16 protein-coding genes are annotated in these 15,132 nt (G+C 70.7%); 9 read left to right on the top strand and 7 right to left on the bottom strand.

Annotated elements, in window-relative coordinates:
• Positions 1–132: 132 nt before the first annotated feature.
• Positions 133–1,548 carry a stealth family protein gene (locus AC4D16_RS10320; protein ID WP_490955185.1) on the top strand — a complete coding sequence of 472 codons (1,416 nt, stop codon included), beginning with the start codon at positions 133–135 and terminating at the stop codon, positions 1,546–1,548.
• Positions 1,549–1,570: 22 nt separating this feature from the next.
• On the opposite strand, the gene AC4D16_RS10315 is transcribed toward AC4D16_RS10320, so the two are convergent.
• Entirely contained in the window at positions 1,571–1,744 is a 174-nt protein-coding gene (locus AC4D16_RS10315; RefSeq protein ID WP_490954928.1) for a hypothetical protein, read from the bottom strand.
• Between the two features lie 173 nt (positions 1,745–1,917).
• Here AC4D16_RS10315 and AC4D16_RS10310 point away from each other — a divergent pair, with 173 nt between their 5' ends.
• The gene (locus AC4D16_RS10310) at positions 1,918–2,718 is read left to right on the top strand and encodes an MSMEG_6728 family protein (RefSeq protein WP_490954927.1); all 801 of its coding nucleotides are present in this window, start codon (positions 1,918–1,920) and stop codon (positions 2,716–2,718) included.
• 102 nt (positions 2,719–2,820) lie between these two features.
• Here the strand turns inward: AC4D16_RS10310 and AC4D16_RS10305 are convergent, their stop codons facing one another.
• On the bottom strand, positions 2,821–3,684 hold the full coding sequence (locus AC4D16_RS10305; RefSeq protein ID WP_490954926.1) for a phosphodiesterase: 864 nt from the start codon (positions 3,682–3,684) through the stop codon (positions 2,821–2,823).
• A 245-nt stretch (positions 3,685–3,929) separates the two neighbouring features.
• On the opposite strand from AC4D16_RS10305, the gene AC4D16_RS10300 reads away from it, so the two are divergent.
• From AC4D16_RS10300 to AC4D16_RS10270, 7 genes are all read left to right on the top strand, one after another.
• Entirely contained in the window at positions 3,930–4,505 is a 576-nt protein-coding gene (locus AC4D16_RS10300) for an RNA polymerase sigma factor (protein ID WP_490954925.1), read from the top strand.
• Positions 4,502–5,167 (top strand): Asp23/Gls24 family envelope stress response protein, encoded by a 666-nt coding sequence (locus AC4D16_RS10295; protein WP_490954924.1) that lies wholly within the window; start codon positions 4,502–4,504, stop codon positions 5,165–5,167. The genes AC4D16_RS10300 and AC4D16_RS10295 overlap by 4 nt, the downstream gene beginning before the upstream one ends.
• Positions 5,164–5,532 carry a hypothetical protein gene (locus tag AC4D16_RS10290; protein ID WP_490950325.1) on the top strand — a complete coding sequence of 123 codons (369 nt, stop codon included), beginning with the start codon at positions 5,164–5,166 and terminating at the stop codon, positions 5,530–5,532. The genes AC4D16_RS10295 and AC4D16_RS10290 overlap by 4 nt, the downstream gene beginning before the upstream one ends.
• A gap of 66 nt (positions 5,533–5,598) precedes the next feature.
• Positions 5,599–6,009, top strand: coding sequence for a hypothetical protein (locus tag AC4D16_RS10285; RefSeq protein WP_490954923.1), 411 nt, complete (start codon positions 5,599–5,601; stop codon positions 6,007–6,009).
• 33 nt (positions 6,010–6,042) lie between these two features.
• Positions 6,043–6,798 (top strand): SOS response-associated peptidase, encoded by a 756-nt coding sequence (locus tag AC4D16_RS10280; RefSeq protein ID WP_490954922.1) that lies wholly within the window; start codon positions 6,043–6,045, stop codon positions 6,796–6,798.
• 198 nt (positions 6,799–6,996) lie between these two features.
• The gene (locus AC4D16_RS10275) at positions 6,997–7,740 is read left to right on the top strand and encodes an MBL fold metallo-hydrolase (protein ID WP_490954921.1); all 744 of its coding nucleotides are present in this window, start codon (positions 6,997–6,999) and stop codon (positions 7,738–7,740) included.
• 80 nt (positions 7,741–7,820) lie between these two features.
• Positions 7,821–9,077 (top strand): phospholipase D-like domain-containing protein, encoded by a 1,257-nt coding sequence (locus AC4D16_RS10270; protein WP_490954920.1) that lies wholly within the window; start codon positions 7,821–7,823, stop codon positions 9,075–9,077.
• 26 nt (positions 9,078–9,103) lie between these two features.
• Here AC4D16_RS10270 and AC4D16_RS10265 read toward each other — a convergent pair whose 3' ends face one another.
• From AC4D16_RS10265 to AC4D16_RS10245, 5 genes are read right to left on the bottom strand one after another with little or no spacing between them, the layout of a single operon-like run.
• Complete coding sequence (locus AC4D16_RS10265; protein WP_490954919.1) at positions 9,104–9,817, bottom strand: GntR family transcriptional regulator; 714 nt, start codon at positions 9,815–9,817, stop codon at positions 9,104–9,106.
• Positions 9,807–11,465 carry a dipeptide ABC transporter ATP-binding protein gene (locus AC4D16_RS10260; protein WP_490954918.1) on the bottom strand — a complete coding sequence of 553 codons (1,659 nt, stop codon included), beginning with the start codon at positions 11,463–11,465 and terminating at the stop codon, positions 9,807–9,809. The genes AC4D16_RS10265 and AC4D16_RS10260 overlap by 11 nt, the downstream gene beginning before the upstream one ends.
• On the bottom strand, positions 11,449–13,266 hold the full coding sequence (locus AC4D16_RS10255) for a gamma-glutamyltransferase family protein (protein WP_490954917.1): 1,818 nt from the start codon (positions 13,264–13,266) through the stop codon (positions 11,449–11,451). The genes AC4D16_RS10260 and AC4D16_RS10255 overlap by 17 nt, the downstream gene beginning before the upstream one ends.
• Before the next feature lie 7 nt (positions 13,267–13,273).
• Positions 13,274–14,179 (bottom strand): ABC transporter permease, encoded by a 906-nt coding sequence (locus AC4D16_RS10250; RefSeq protein ID WP_490950333.1) that lies wholly within the window; start codon positions 14,177–14,179, stop codon positions 13,274–13,276.
• Complete coding sequence (locus tag AC4D16_RS10245) at positions 14,179–15,132, bottom strand: ABC transporter permease (protein WP_490954916.1); 954 nt, start codon at positions 15,130–15,132, stop codon at positions 14,179–14,181. Before AC4D16_RS10245 ends, AC4D16_RS10250 begins: the two co-directional genes overlap by 1 nt.

Here is a 15,132-nt window from a genome sequence, read left to right as displayed (position 1 = left end):
CCGGAGAACGAAGCCGAGATCCTTGAATCGGCGTCGCGCGCGGCGGTGGCGCGCCTCGAGGGCCGCTCGGACATCACGACGGTCAAGCGACGGTTCACCCTGGTGAACCGCGACCGCACCCCCCACCAGGCCATGGTGGAGGACCTCCTGTTCATCCGGGCAGCGCTCGATGCCGCGGGCATCGGCTTCCTGCTGGTGCGCGGCAACGACCAGCGTCCCGTCATCGCCGTCAACCTCGACGACCGCGAACGGCTCCGTGCCGCCCTGGTCGAGGCCTGCCGTGACGAGCCCTTCTACTCCCGCTCCGTGGACACCAAGCGCCGCACCACGCTCCTGGTGGGCGACGGCCAGCTCTCCTCGAGCAGCAAGGCCCGGATCTTCCGGCTCTTCCGGCCGCGGATCGAGCCGCTGGGCGGCCTCGCGTACGGCCCGTCGGCCGGCGTGCAGATCGAACTGTGGACGCTCGGCGCCACCTCGATCGAACTGCCGATGGAGAACTCGCTCACGCGACGCACCCTGCCGGCCGCCGAGGTGGTGCGCGGTGAGGTGGTGCGTCACGGGCTCACCTGGCCCACCATCGACAACATGTTCGCCGACCACGCCACGGACATCGATTTCGACATCGACATCGTCTTCTCCTGGGTGGACGGCAGCAGCCCCGAGTACCAGGCCGCCCGCGCCGCGCGCCAGAAGGGCGTGATGGTCGGCGAGGGCGACGACCACGAGGCGCGCTTCCGGCAGATCGACGAACTGAAGTACGCCCTGCGCTCGGTGTACATGTTCGCGCCCTGGGTGCGCCGCATCTTCATCGCCACGGACTCGGACCGGCCCGTATGGCTCGCCGATCACCCGTCGGTGACCCTGGTGCGCTCGGAGGAGCACTTCACGGACCCCTCGGTGCTCCCGACCCACAACTCCCAGGCCGTCGAGGCCCAGCTCCAGCACATCCCGGGACTGTCCGAGTACTTCCTCTACTCCAACGACGACATGTTCTTCGGCCGGCCCGTGGCCCCCGACATGTTCTTCTCCCCCGGCGGTGTCACGAAGTTCATCGAGGCCGCCACCCGCATAGGCCTCGGTGAGAACGACGCCGAGCGCAGCGGCTTCGAGAACGCGGCCCGCGTGAACCGGCGTCTGCTCCACGAGCGCTTCGGCCGCATCACCACGCGGCACCTCGAGCACACGGCCGCCCCTCTGCGGAAGAGCGTGCTGCTCGAGATGGAGCGCGAGTTCGCGGACGAGTTCACGGCGACGGCAGCTTCCCGCTTCCGCGCCAAGGACAACATCTCGGTCACCAACTCGCTGTACCACTACTACGCGCTCCTGACCGGGCGCGCGGTCACGCAGGAGATGGCGCGGGTGCAGTACGTGGACACCACGCTCCGCTCCGGGCTGAAGAGCCTCAACAAGATGCTCGACAAGCGGAACCACGACTTCTTCTGCCTGAACGACGGCAGCTTCCCCGAGGTCGCAGCGGAGGAGCGGGCCCATCTCGTCACGGACTTCCTCGAGAAGTACTTCCCGGTCAAGGCTCCCTGGGAGGTCTGACCGACCCGTGTGAGGGGCTCGGTCAGCAGCCGGGGTCGCTGTGGAAGGCCTTGACGTCGTCGACGAGACCGCCGATCCCGGCGCTGTCGCAGTTGGTGGCGATCAGCGTCAGGTAGAGGGCGGCCGAGACCACGGCGCAGACGAGGGCGATCAGCAGCGGAACGAGCGTCGCGAGCCGTCGGGTCTTTATGGACACAAGATGGTACCGGCTCGGATCGTCGTTGTCCCGCCTCGCCGGCGACCGGGTGCAGGGCGGCGCGGGAACCAGCGGACGACGCCGCATTGCCACGTCCGGCCTCGAAACACCAGACCTCCGGAACACGCGCCGGCACCCGTCGGAGGGTCTGGGTCGCGTGTCAGACTGCCGCCATGCAGACCTTCCTGCCCTACCCCGACTTCGAGGCCAGCGCCCGTGTGCTGGACCAGGCCCGGCTCGGCAAGCAGCGCGTCGAGACCCTGCAGGCGCTGCGCGCGCTCGTGATCCCCGACTACGGCTGGCGCCAGCACCCGGCCATCCGGATGTGGATGGGGTACGTCCCCGCCCTGACGGTCTACGGGCTGGCGATGGTGTCCGAGTGGGTGTCCCGCGGTCACGCGGATTCCACCCATCGGCTGATCCTCGAGTTCGCCCCCCACGTGCTCGACGACCCCGACGTACCGATGCCGCCCTGGCTCGGCGACCCGGCGGTGCATGTCAGCCACCAGTCGAACCTCGTGCAGAAAGCACCCGAGTTCTACCGCAGCCGCTTCCCCGGCGTCCCGGAGGACCTGCCCTACAGCTGGCCGGCGCCCGAGCAGGAACTCATTCCCGCCGAGCCGACCGCGAACCGGCTCTGGGTGTGGCGTGCGGCCCAGCACCCTCCCGAGGGCGACGCCACACTCCTCATGCCGCCCGAACCACCCGGCGGCCGGGCTGCTCCGAAGTGGGAGCGGCAACTGCACACCTTCGAGGAGGCGGTGGCCGCCGGCGACGCCGTCGCCATCGCCGATCCTGACGGCGAGCACTTCCGGACGGGGCACGTGGGGGACGTCCTGATGCACGAGGACGGTCTTCTGCGTCCGGCGCACCTGCACGGATGGCTGCGGCGCTCCGACTTCGATCCGCCCGCCCTGCTGCAGGACCCGCGGACGCTGTTCAGCGTCGGGCTGCCTGCCGGCGTCACCGTCTGAGAAGGCCCCGGCCTCGTCCCGGGGGCCGGACACCCATTCTGCATCTTCGTCGGCTGATCGGAGCACGCTGACGAAGCGGCGGAACGCTCGGCGCGGACCGCCTCAGGCGGAGGTGAGCTGGCGCGCGCCCTCCGGGAAGGTGACACCGTGCGCCTCGAGCCGTCGGCGCGTCTCCTCCCGCGGAACCACCTCACCGACGGACGAGTGACGGCCGGCGGGCACCACCGAGTGCACGATCGTCTCCTCGTACACGTGCACGAGGTTGTAGGACTGGGCGCCGTCACGGCCGCGGGTGCCACCGCCGTCGAACAGGAGGTCCTGCGTGTAGCAGGTGGCGCTGGCCACCGAGACGGGCACGCCGGCGAACATCGCCGTCGTCGAGTAGTGCAGGTGCCCGGCGAGGATGCTGCGGACGTCCGAGCCGCGCACCACGTCCGCGAGCGAGCGCTGGCCCCGGAGCTCCACCAGCACGGCGAGATCCTGCACGCTGGGAACGGGCGGGTGGTGGAGGGCGAGGATGGTGCCGTGGGGTGCCGGGACCTCGAGCTGGTCCGCGAGCCACCGGAGCTGCGCGCCCGTGAACTCACCGTGGTGATGACCCGGCACGGTGGAATCCATGGTGATGATCCGCAAGCCGTCGATGAACTGCACCTGATCCACCGGGGCGTCGGTGCCGTGGGCGGCCGGTCCGTGGAGCAGGCCCGCTCGGAAGGCGGCGCGGTCGTCGTGATTACCCATGGCCCAGATGACCTGGGCGCCGAGCCGGGCGGCGGCGGGCTCCACGATGGCCCGCAGTTTCGCGTAGGCGCCGGGCTCCCCCTTGTCCGCGAGATCACCGGTGAACACGATCGCGTGGGGCCGGACGCCGGATGCCTCGAGGTCGTCGAACACCTCGCGGAGCCGCTGCTCGCTGTCCACCGCGCCGTAGAGGGGATCGTCCCCGCCGAGCAGGTGGGTGTCGCTCATGTGCAGGAGGAAGTGCTGGGGCCGGGGATGTTCCGCTGTCCGGGGGACCATGAGACCTTTTCCGATGGCTGGGGCGAGCTTCGCTTGTTCCCATCAAAACAGACCACGATCGGTGCCCCGTGAACTTTCTGCGGCAGGTCGAGAAACATTGCGGAAACTTCGAGCCGGTGGGCCATCGGGGTTGGAGCTTCGGCGCCCGTGCTGTTCACTGAGGCCTAAGGGGCTCAGTGATCAGGTCAAGGGAGATGCCGAGGGTGACACCTCCTCAACGAAACATCCAACTGGGCGCACTGCCCGACGCCGTGCTCTGTGAACGCGCCACCGACGGCGACACCGCGGCATTCGAGGTCCTCGCCCGCCGCTACGGCCCCATGATGCGCGGTTACGCGCTGCGGCTCACGGGCTCGACGGCGGACGCCGACGACGCCGTGCAGGAGACCCTCATCCACGCCTGGGACCACCTCGACGAACTGCGTGACGGCAGCGTGGTGAAGTCCTGGCTCATGCGCATCTGCGGGCGGAGGAGCATCGACATCGTGCGTCGGCGGCGGGACCACGCGGACTCCGAGACCCTCGCCGAGGTGCCGGACCACGCGCCGAGTCCCGAGAGCGCCACCATCGCCGGCTCGGGGCTGGACTCCCTGGCCGCGGCACTCGCAGCGCTCCCTCCCGAGCAGCGCCAGTGCTGGGTGCTGAAGGAGATCGGGGGTCTGTCCTACGACGAGATCGCGGCTCAGCTCGGCCTCAGCAGTGAGAGCGTCCGGGGACGCCTCGCACGGGCCCGCGCTACGCTGATGAAGGACATGGAGGGCTGGCGATGAGCGAAGCACCTGCGGACGACGCGCGCCGCGAGGACGATCCCTCCGTCGCGGACGACTGTGGCCACTCCCTCGACGAGCTCGACGATTTCCTCGCCAGCGGCGCCTCACCGTACGAGGGGCACTACCGCCAGTGCCCGCAGTGCCAGGCCGGCCTCGCGAGTCTCCGCTCCCTGAGCGAGCTGACGCGACGGCTCGCCGAGGAGGACACCCGCCAGGCCTCGGAGTCGGACGGCTGGCTCCAGGACATCCTCGCCAACCTGCGCCTCGAGACCCGCGCCGGGCGCTCGATCCCCGTCGCGTCCGAGGACCCCGACGACGGACTCTCGGCGACCGAGGGCGCCGTGGTGGCACTCATCAGGAGCACGGGTGACGCGATCGACGGCGTCACGATCGGCAAGTGCAGGCTGCACGGGGAGATCACCGAACCCGGCGCTGAGACCCGCGTGGAACTGAGCGTCACGGCTCTGCACGGCTATCGCCTGCCCACCCTCGTCGAGACGCTCAGGGATGCCGTGACCGAGGCGTTCGCGGTGCATACCGAACTCGTGCTCACCGCGGTGGACATCACCGTCTCCGACCTCCTCGAACTCGAGGAGGGCCCCGAGGACGACGACGTCACCGACACGGATGGCACGGACGACGCCCGGAAGGACCAGCCATGAGCACGGAGCTGGAGAGGCTCGCCGACCGGATCGAGCAGACGGTCCTCGCGACCGACGGCGTCGCGGGCCTCTACCCACCCCATTCCGCCCTGAAGACCATCCTCACCGCGGGCCGTGCCCGTGCGGTCTCCACCGACGGCGAGGGACAGGTGGGACTGCGCGAGGAGGGTGGTGTCCTCGTGGTCCACATCCGCTTCGCAGGACTGGCGACGCACGCGGCGCCGGCGCTGGTCCGCAGCGTCGCGGCCTCCGTACGGAACGCTCTCGGTCCTCAGTCCACGGGCGCGGAAGTGCGGGTGCAGCTCTGCGCGATCGTCGCCGGGACCGATCTGCCGCGCGTCGTCGACGCCCTCCAGGACACCTAGCACCGCGCCGCCCGCGCCCCGTAGGCTTCTTCAAGCGCACCACCCACTTCAGCGAAAGGCACCACCATGGGTTTCCGCCCGAGCCACATCCCCCTCCGCCTCACCACCGGCGCCTTCATCCTCAACTCCGGCCTGGGCAAGACCAGCCTGGACGAGGGCACCGCGGGCTACCTGCAGTCCATGGCGTCCAAGGCGTTCCCCCAGTTCAGCCAGCTCGAGCCGCAGCAGTTCGGGAAGGTCCTCGCGGCCTCCGAGATCGCCGTGGGATCCGCCCTCCTCGCCCCGTTCGTCTCCAGCAAGCTCGCCGGCCTGGGCCTGCTCGCATTCTCCGCAGGCATGATGACCATGTACTTCCGCACGCCTGAGCTCACGCAGGAGGACGGCGTCCGTCCTACCCAGGACGGGACGTCGGTCGCGAAGGACATCTGGATGGTCGGGATCGCCCTCGCGCTGGTCCTCGACCGCTCGAAGAAGTAGCCCGGACGGCGGGAAGGGACCCGGGGCCTGCTGATGTGCGGACGCTTCGTCATCGCGGGGAACAAGGCCGACCTCATCGACGCCTTCGAGGTGGACGAGTCGGTCGAGGACGAGATCGAGCCCTCCTGGAACGTCGCCCCGACCGACACCGTCCAGCTCGTCGTCGACCGCCTCGACCCGGAGACCGGTGAGCTGACCCGCAGGCTCGAGACGGCCACGTGGGGCCTCATCCCCTCGTGGTCCAAGAGCGCGTCCGTCGGGTCACGCATGATCAACGCACGCAGCGAGACGGTGCTCGAGAAGCCGTCCTTCCGCGCCGCCGCACTCAAGCGGCGCGGACTGGTGCCCGCGGACGGCTACTACGAGTGGCGGAAGAACGACGACGGCTCGAAGACCCCCGTGTACCTGCACGGGCCGGAGGGCGCGCACCTCGGCTTCGCGGGCCTGTACGAGTTCTGGCGCAACCCTGCGACAGTGTCCGAGGACGAGCCGAAGGGCCGCTGGGTGGTGAGCTGCACCATCATCACGCGCCCCGCGAGCGACGCGCTCGGGCAGATCCACGACCGCACGCCCGTGATCGTGCCGCCCGAACTGCGGGCCGACTGGCTGGACCCGCGGCACGACTCCCGGCCTGCCGTACAGGAACTGCTCGACGCCCTCCCCGATCCGCACCTCGTCCCCCGACTCGTGGGCCCGCGGGTCGGATCGGTGCGGAACAACGGCCCGGACCTGATCGAGCCGTTGCCCGAGGACCCGACCGCCGACGCCGAGCAGCAGACCCTGCTCTGACACCTTCCTGGTCCTACCGACGACACCTTCCGGGGCTCGCCGGGCTTCCCCGACGTTCCCCCGGCCGCCGATCCGCGCGCGTAGCCGTCCGGGCCGCTCCTGGGAAGGCCGGCCTCCCGCTGATCCCTGCTTGTCGCTCCGGGCGCTGCCGCCCTAGATTCGTGACCTGGACGCAACGGGACGGATCCGAGGAGACGCATGATCAGGACGGACATCGCGCCGGGTGTGCACTACGTGGAGCACGCGCGGACCAACGTGTACCTCGTCGAGGACGACGACGGCGTGCTGCTGGTCGACACGGGTCTGCCGCGCTCACGCACGGTGATCCTGGAGGCGCTCTCGAGGATCGGGCGCGGCATCGAGGACGTCCGTGCCGTCGTCCTGACGCACGGTCACTTCGACCACGTCGGGACGGCACGGCATCTGCAGACAGTGCACGGCATCCCCGTGTACTGCCACCCCGATGACACCGCGATCGCCGCGCATCCCTACCGGTACGAGCGCGAACGCACGCCCTTCGTGTACCCGTTCCTGCACCCGCGAGCCGTCCCCGGGCTCCTCGCGATGACGGCGGCTGGCGCGCTCGAGGTCAAGGGCATCCACGACACCCTGCCGCTGACCCCGGAGTCCGCAGCCGCGCTCCCCGGGTCGCCACTGCTCGTGCCCACGCCGGGCCACACCAAGGGTCACTGCGGGCTGCACTTCCCCGACCGCGACGCCGTCGTCAGCGGTGACGCGCTGGTCACCCTCGACCCGTACACCGGCGCGCCGGGGCCGCAGGTGGTGGCGCGCGCTGCGACCGCCGACACCGCGACCGCCCTCCGCTCCCTCGCCGCCCTCGAATCGACGGGAGCGCGGACGGTGCTGCCGGGGCACGGCTTCCCCTGGCGCGCCGGTGTCGGCTCCGCTGTCGCGCAGGCACGCGAGGTGGGCGGCCACTGAGCCCTCCCCCGTCCACCGCACACGCGCCGCGCGGCCGCCGTCGCATCCGGGGGACCGAGCCGGGACGATACGCTGGGCGCATGGGCTGGTTCAAGCGCACAACGGTCATGGGATTCGCGCGCGTCACGGTGAAGCGAGCGGTCCTGGGCCTGGCGACCGCGCAGGGCGTGGTGATCGCCGGGCTCGTGGGGATCGATGCCTTCCAGAAACGGCGGCGCACCAGGCGCGAGGGTTTCCCCCAGCCGGGCACATTCCACACGAGGATCGCGGATACCGACACCACCGTCTACACGTACGGTGAGGACCTGTTCGACGCGATGATCGCGGCCATCGACGCCGCCGAGCACCAGGTGCTGCTCGAGACCTACATCTGGAAGGGTGACGCCGTCGGCGCGCGCTTCCGCGACGCCGTGAACCGTGCCGCCGAGCGTGGCGTGAAGGTCTTCGTGATCTACGACGGCTTCGCGAACCTGGTGGTGAACCCGCTCTTCTACCGCTTCCACCCGGGCGTCAACGCCTACCGCTTCCCCGTCCTCCGCCCGTCGATCGTCTTCACGAACATCCGCGGGACGGGCTTCGACCACCGCAAGGTGCTCGTGGTGGACGACAGCGTGGGGTTCGTGGGCGGCTACAACATCGGCTCGCTCTACGCGACCAAGTGGCGCGACACCCACCTGGAGGTCCGCGGCCCATCCGTCTGGGAGCTCCGCGAGGCGTTCGTCAGCCTCTGGAACCTGCGCGGCTTCCCCCGGCGCGAGCCGCTGCCGGACATGAGCGCCTCCTTCTGGGAACCGCGCATCCGCGCCGTCAACAACATCCCGGCCTACCTCGTCTTCCCGATCCGCGGCGTGTACCTCGACGCGATCAACCGGGCCCAGCGGCACATCTTCATCACCACGGCCTACTTCATCCCGGACCGGCAGATCCTCGATGCGCTGCTGCGGGCGAGCCGGCGGGGCGTGGACGTCCGGGTGATCCTGCCCGAGGACTCCAACCACGTTGTCTCCGACTGGTTGTCCCGTGGCTTCTACTCCTCGCTGATCGGCGCCGGTGTGCAGATCCTGCTGTACCAGAACTCGATGATCCACGCGAAGACGGCCACCGTGGACGGCGAGTGGAGCACGGTGGGCACCGCGAACATCGACCGCCTCAGCCTCACCGGCAACTACGAGATCAACCTCGAGATCTTTGACCGGGACCTCGCGGCCACGATGGAACGGATCTTCGACGTCGATTCCTCGAACAGCCGCATCCTGACGCGGGAGGAGTGGGAGAGCCGGCACATCGTCGCGCGCGCCAGCGAACTCATCCTCGCGCCGCTGCGCCCGTTCCTCTAGGCACCTCCAGCCGCCGCGCGGGTCGGTCAGCCGGCCTCGCCCGGATCGGGGCGCGACGCCGAGAAGCGCTGCATGTAGCCCTCGTGCGAGGACGAGACGTGCCCCGCCATGAGCCGCTCGGCCTCGGTGGCGTTCCCGGAATCGACCGCGGCCATGATCAGGCGGTGCTCGCCCCACGACTGCTTGCCGCGGTTGTCCACGTCCGCCGCGTAGAGCCACTCGATCTTCCCCGAGATCTGCCGCAGGAGCGCCGCGAGTGACGTGCTGCCGCTCAGTTCGGCGACGCCGAGGTGGAAGCGGTTGTTGAGTTCCGGCAGGTCGCGGAGGGCGCCCGCCTGCACGGCGCGGTCGCCGTCGTCGAGCACCTCCGAGATGATCCGCCGGGCCGTCCACCACTCGGCGTCCGGGCCGCTCCGCGCACCGGGCGCGAACTGCGCGGCGGCACGGCGGGCCGCCCGGCGTGCGATGGTCGCCTCGATGATCCCGCGGACGGCGAAGAGGTCCTCGGCGTCGTCGAGCGGCACCTCCGCGACGGTGGAGCCCGCGTAGGGCCGTGAGTCGACGAATCCCTCCGCCTCGAGGGCGCGCAGCGCCTCCCGGACGGGCACGCGCGAGACCCCGTACTTCGCGGCGAGCGCCGCCTCGGTGACGCGCACCCCCGGGAGCAGGGCACCGAAGATGATGTCCCGCCGGATGGCCTCGAGGACACGCTGCGGTGCCGCCTCCTGGTCAGGCCGCAAATGCCGCTCCCGGGATGGCGCCGAGGAGTTCGCGCGTGTACTCCTGCTGCGGCCGTGAGAAGACGTCCTCCACCGTGCCGGCCTCCACCACGTCCCCCGATCGCATGACGACGACGCGGTGCGCGATCTGCCGCACCACGGAGAGGTCGTGGGTGATGAAGAGGTACGTGAGCCCCAGCCTCTCCTGCAGGTCGGCGAGCAGCGTGAGGATCTGGTCCTGGACCAGGACGTCGAGCGCCGACACGGCTTCGTCGCAGATGAGCAGTTCCGGCTCCAGCGCCAGCGCGCGGGCGATGGCCACGCGCTGCCGCTGCCCGCCGGAGAGCTCGTTGGGGCGCCGCTGCGCGACGGAGCGCGGCAGGGCAACCTGGTCCAGGAGCTCGCCGACCCGCTGCTGCCGGCTCGCCCTGTCCCCCACCCCGAAGATCCGCAGGGGCTCGTCGATGAGGCGCTCGATGCTGTAGGTGGGATCGAGCGAGCCGTAGGGGTCCTGGAAGACGGGCTGCACCTTGCGGCGCAGGGCCCGGCGCTCCCCGCCGCGCGTGGTGGTCAGTGATGCGCCGTCGATCAGTGCCTCACCCGAGGACGCCGTCTCCAGACCGAGGATGATGCGCGCCACCGTGGTCTTGCCCGATCCCGATTCCCCGACCACCGCCGTGGTGGTTCCGCGCTCGACGTCGAACGAGACGTCGTTCACGGCGCGGACCGTGGTGCCGCGCTGCCCGCGGAGCGCGAACTCCTTGACGAGGTTCCGCACCACGAGGATGGGCTCCGACGCCTCGGCCGGGGCGTCCGCGAGGGGCTCGGCGTCCAGGGCCGCCGCGACGGACGGTGCTGCTGCGACGAGCTGCTTCGTGTAGTCCTCCTGCGGGTCCAGCAGGATCTGGCGGGGTGTCCCGACCTCGACGATCCGCCCCTCGGACATCACGATGATGCGGTCGGTGCGGTCCGCCGCCAGCCCGAGGTCGTGGGTGATGAACAGCAGCGAGGTGCCGCGGGCGTCCACGAGGGACTGCAGGTGGTTGAGGATCTGCCGCTGCACCGTGACGTCGAGGGCGGACGTCGGTTCGTCGGCGATGAGCAGCTCCGGCTCCCCCGCGAGGGCGATGGCGATCAGCACGCGCTGCCGCATGCCGCCCGAGAACTCGTGCGGGTACTGGCCGTACCGCCGTTCGGCGTCCGGGATCCCGGCCTCGGTGAGCAGCGCCACGGAGCGTCGCTTCACCTCCGCGCGGTCCAGTCTGCCCTCGCCCCCGAGGTCACGCCGCGAGGCGACGAGGGCGTCGGCCACCTGCGGCCCGATCTTCATGGCGGGGTTCAGGTTGGACATCGGATCCTGCGGGACGAGGCCCACGCGCTGGCCGCGGATGGTCCGCAGCACCGGCTCGGAGGCGGTGGCGAGGTCCTCGACGTCGCCCCTGGTGCGGCCGGCTCCGAGCACGATGGACCCATGGGTGATGCGCCCGCTGCCGGGCAGGAGCCGCAGGATCGCACCGATGGCGGTCGACTTGCCGGAGCCCGACTGGCCCACGATCGCCACCCGCTCACCCCGCCGCACGGAGAAGCCGATGCGGTGGAGCACGGGCGCGCCGTTGAAGGCGACCTCGAGGTCCGTGACCTCGAGAATGTTCTCAGCGTCCTGCAGCATAGCCCTGGACTCCTCGCGGGTTGGCGGCGGCGGACAACACACCGGTGGCATGGTCCCTGGACACGGAGGAGAGCCGCCCGAGCGACCAGTCCCCCGCTCGCGTGATGACGTGACCGCGGCGTTCGAGGTCGCTGATGACGTCCTCGCCGAGGCGGTCCTCGACGACGGCGCCACCCGGCTCCCACGTCCGGGGCCAGAAGGAGCCGGGGATCGACGTCGTGTGGAGCGACGGCGCGTCGATGGCCTGCTGGGGCGTGTACCCGCCGACGATCGTGCGGAGGATGTAGAGCAGCTGCCACTGGTCCTGCTGGTCACCTCCCGGGGACCCGAGGGCGACGACGGGCCGGCCGTCCTTCAGGATCAGGGTGGGGGTGAGCGTGGTGCGCGGGCGCTTGCCGGCCTCGAGCGTGGACGGGGCGCCCTCCTCGAGCCAGGTCATCTGCAGGCGCGAGCCGAGGCAGAACCCGAGCTCGGGGATGGTGGGCGAGGACTGCAGCCACCCGCCGCTGGGCGTCGCGGAGACCATGTTGCCGTGGGAGTCGACGACGTCGATATGGCAGGTGTCGCCGCGCGTCTCACCGCTGCGCGAGACCGTCGGCTCGCCGACCCCGGCGAAACCCGCGCCGCCGACGAGGGCGGGCGGCGTGTACTCGGTCCGCAGCGGCGGGGTGAAGGGGGTCCGGCCGGGTACGGTGCCCGGACGGAACTCGAGCGACGCCTCCTCGGTGATGAGCGCGCGCCGCTCTGCCGCGTACTCGGCCGAGAGCAGGTACTCCAGGGGCACGTCGGCGTCGCCGTAGTAGGCCTCGCGGTCAGCGATGGCGAGCTTCTGCGCCTCGAGGATGGTGTGCGCGCCGAGTGCCGTGGACGGGTCGAGGCGGTCGTCGTCGAGCCCGTCGAGGATCGCGAGGGTCTGCAGCAGGGCCGGGCCCTGGCCCCATGGTCCCGTCTTCGCGATGGTGTGGCCACGGAACTCCAGCGTGGTCGCCTCCTCGTAGCCCGCCTCGAAACCCGCGAAGTCCTCGACGGTGATGACCCCCGCGTGGTCGAGTCCCGAGGAGTGCCGGTGGGGTGTCCTCACGAACTCGGCGGAGGCCTGCGCCACGAGTCCGGTGCGCCACTCCAGCCGGGCGGCATCGATGCGTTCCTCGCGCGTACCGCCGTCGGCCCCCGCGCCCACGAGCGAGTTGAGCACGCGGGCGTACGCCTCGTTGCGGATCATCTCGCCCTCCCGCGGCGCCCTGCCCTCGGGCATCCAGAGCGCGGCCGAGGTGGGCCAGTGCTCCGTGAAGAGGTCGGCGACGGCGGCGATGGTGGCGCCCACGCGGCCCACGACCGGGTGGCCGTCGCGGGCGTACCCGACGGCGAACGCGAGGACGTCCTCGAGCTCCCACGTGCCGTGGTCGCGCAGGAGCAGGAGCCAGGCGTCGACGGCGGCGGGGACCGCCGCGGCCAGGGCGCCTGCGCCCGGCACCAGTTCGAGACCCTCCGCGACGTAGTGCTCACGCGTTGCCGCGGCAGGAGCCGGGCCCTGCCCCATCAGGACCACCGGCCGCCCCGGCTCCTCGGCCGTGGCGAAGACTCCGGTCATGTCGCCACCGGGGCCGTTGAGGTGAGGTTCCACCACGTGGAGCACGAAGGCACCGGCCACGGCGGCGTCGAACGCGTTGCCGCCGCGCTCCAGGACGGCCTGCGCGGAGGCGGTGGCCAGCCAGTGCGTGGACGCGCTCATGCCGAAGGTCCCCTGCAGGGTGGGCCGGGTGGTGAAGGACGGTGGGGGCGTGTACGTCGTCGCTGTCATGGGGAAGTCACTTCCGTGTGGTGTTCGTGGGATCGAAGGCATCGCGCAGCGCGTCGCCGAACAGGTTGAAGGCCAAGCAGATCACGGCGATCGCGATGCCCGGGAAGATCGCCGCGCTCGGGGCGCGGAAGATGTACTGCTGGGCGTCGGAGAGCATGATGCCGAGGCTCGGCGTGGGCGGCTGGATGCCGAGGCCGAGGAAGGAGAGCAGCGCCTCCCCGATCACCGCGACGGGCATGATGACCGTGGCCTGGACGATGATCGCCGAGGTGGCGTTGGGCAGGACGTGCCGCAGCATGATCCACGTGGGCGAGGCGTCCATGGTGCGGGCGCCGAGCACGAAGTCGCTCTCCTTGATGCGCAGCGTCTCGCCGCGGACCACGCGGATCATCGTGGGGATCTGCGCGATCCCGAGCGCGATCGCGGCATTCGTGAGGCTCGGTCCGCTGATGGCGGCGAGCCCGACGGCGATGATGAGGAACGGGAACGCGAGGGTCACGTCGGTCAGGCGCGAGATGACGGCGTCGAACCCGCGCGAGTAGCCGGCGAGGAGCCCGAGGGGCGTCCCGACGACGACGGCGAGCAGCACGGACAGCACGCCGACCTGCAGGGAGGTCTGGATGCCGAAGAGGAGCCGCGAGAGGACGTCGCGCCCGAGATCGTCCGTGCCGAGCGGGTAGCCGACGGTGAGGGGCTGCTGGAACGGGGTGTCGAAGTGCACCTGCGTGGGCGAGTAGGGCGCGAGCACCGGCGCGAGGACGGCGGCGAGCACCACCGCGACGAGCATGATGCCGCCCGTGATGCCGAGCGGGTTGTGGCGGAGCGAGGTCAGGATGCGGCCGCGACCCGAGCCGAGGCCCTGACCTCCGCCGGCGCCCGCTGCTGTGCCCGGGGGCAGTGTCTCTACGGCCATCAGTTGGCTCCTCCGACGCGGATCTTGGGGTTGACCACCGAGTACAGGATGTCCACGGCGAGGTTGATGAGGATGTAGCTGACGGTGATGATGAGCACCACGGCCTGGATCACGGGGTAGTCGCGGGTGAAGACGGCGTCGAGCGTGAGCTTCCCGAAGCCCGGGAGCGCGAAGATGCGCTCCGTGACCACGGCGCCCGAGATGAGCCCGCCGAGCTGGAGACCCACGATGGTGACGACCACGATCAGCGAGTTGCGGAGCCCGTACCGCACGAGCACGCGGCCGCGGCCGAGCCCTTTCGCGCGGGCCGTCCGCACGTAGTCGGTGGTCATGGTCTCGATCATCGAGGCCCGGGTCTGGCGCATGATGACGGCGGCGAGACCGGTGCCGAGGATCAGCGCCGGCAGCGTGAGGTAGTAGAGCCCGCGCAGGGGTTCGGACATCACGTCCACGTACCCCGAGGCCGGGAACCAGCCGAGGATCACCGCGAGGTACAGGATGGCGAGGATACCGAGCCAGAAGTTCGGGACGGACAGGCCCACCAGCGCGAAGGCGTTCGCCACCCACTCGGGCCACCGGCCGCGGAACCGCTCGGCGATGACGCCGAAGACGATGCCGATGACCACGGCCACCACGATCGCGTAGGCCGAGAGCCACAGTGTGACGGGCAGTGTCGTGGCGATCAGCTCGGTGACGGGCGTGCCCGTGCGGGTCGACTCGCCGAAGTCGCCCCGGAACATGTTGCCCACGAAGGTGAGGAACTGGGTGATCAGCGGCTGGTCCAGACCCATGTCCGCACGGACGGCGGCGAGCTGCTCCGGCGTCGCCTCCTCCCCCGCCATGGCGAGCGCCGGGTCCCCGGGGAGCTGGCGCACGCCGATGAAGACGACGATCGCGGCCAGGACGAGCGTGACCACCGACTGCCACAGCCGGGTGAGGAGGTAGCGGCCCAT

It is taken from the genome of Arthrobacter sp. TJ-236, from assembly GCF_058269235.1.
Note: the sequence above shows the minus strand (reverse complement) of the source record. Positions and strands in the feature narration are given on the sequence as shown.

What these genes read in the sequence shown, in the direction of transcription:
- AC4D16_RS10280 (WP_490954922.1), top strand. Translation starts at nt 6,043, where the DNA reads ATGTGCGGACGCTTCGTCATCGCGGGGAACAAGGCCGACCTCATCGAC.
- AC4D16_RS10285 (WP_490954923.1), top strand. Translation starts at nt 5,599, where the DNA reads ATGGGTTTCCGCCCGAGCCACATCCCCCTCCGCCTCACCACCGGCGCC.
- AC4D16_RS10320 (WP_490955185.1), top strand. Translation starts at nt 133, where the DNA reads ATGGTGGAGGACCTCCTGTTCATCCGGGCAGCGCTCGATGCCGCGGGC.
- AC4D16_RS10275 (WP_490954921.1), top strand. Translation starts at nt 6,997, where the DNA reads ATGATCAGGACGGACATCGCGCCGGGTGTGCACTACGTGGAGCACGCG.
- AC4D16_RS10305 (WP_490954926.1), bottom strand. Translation starts at nt 3,684, where the DNA reads ATGAGCGACACCCACCTGCTCGGCGGGGACGATCCCCTCTACGGCGCG.
- AC4D16_RS10300 (WP_490954925.1), top strand. Translation starts at nt 3,930, where the DNA reads ATGCCGAGGGTGACACCTCCTCAACGAAACATCCAACTGGGCGCACTG.
- AC4D16_RS10255 (WP_490954917.1), bottom strand. Translation starts at nt 13,266, where the DNA reads ATGACAGCGACGACGTACACGCCCCCACCGTCCTTCACCACCCGGCCC.
- AC4D16_RS10290 (WP_490950325.1), top strand. Translation starts at nt 5,164, where the DNA reads ATGAGCACGGAGCTGGAGAGGCTCGCCGACCGGATCGAGCAGACGGTC.
- AC4D16_RS10260 (WP_490954918.1), bottom strand. Translation starts at nt 11,465, where the DNA reads ATGCTGCAGGACGCTGAGAACATTCTCGAGGTCACGGACCTCGAGGTC.
- AC4D16_RS10295 (WP_490954924.1), top strand. Translation starts at nt 4,502, where the DNA reads ATGAGCGAAGCACCTGCGGACGACGCGCGCCGCGAGGACGATCCCTCC.
- AC4D16_RS10245 (WP_490954916.1), bottom strand. Translation starts at nt 15,132, where the DNA reads ATGGGCCGCTACCTCCTCACCCGGCTGTGGCAGTCGGTGGTCACGCTC.
- AC4D16_RS10310 (WP_490954927.1), top strand. Translation starts at nt 1,918, where the DNA reads ATGCAGACCTTCCTGCCCTACCCCGACTTCGAGGCCAGCGCCCGTGTG.
- AC4D16_RS10250 (WP_490950333.1), bottom strand. Translation starts at nt 14,179, where the DNA reads ATGGCCGTAGAGACACTGCCCCCGGGCACAGCAGCGGGCGCCGGCGGA.
- AC4D16_RS10270 (WP_490954920.1), top strand. Translation starts at nt 7,821, where the DNA reads ATGGGCTGGTTCAAGCGCACAACGGTCATGGGATTCGCGCGCGTCACG.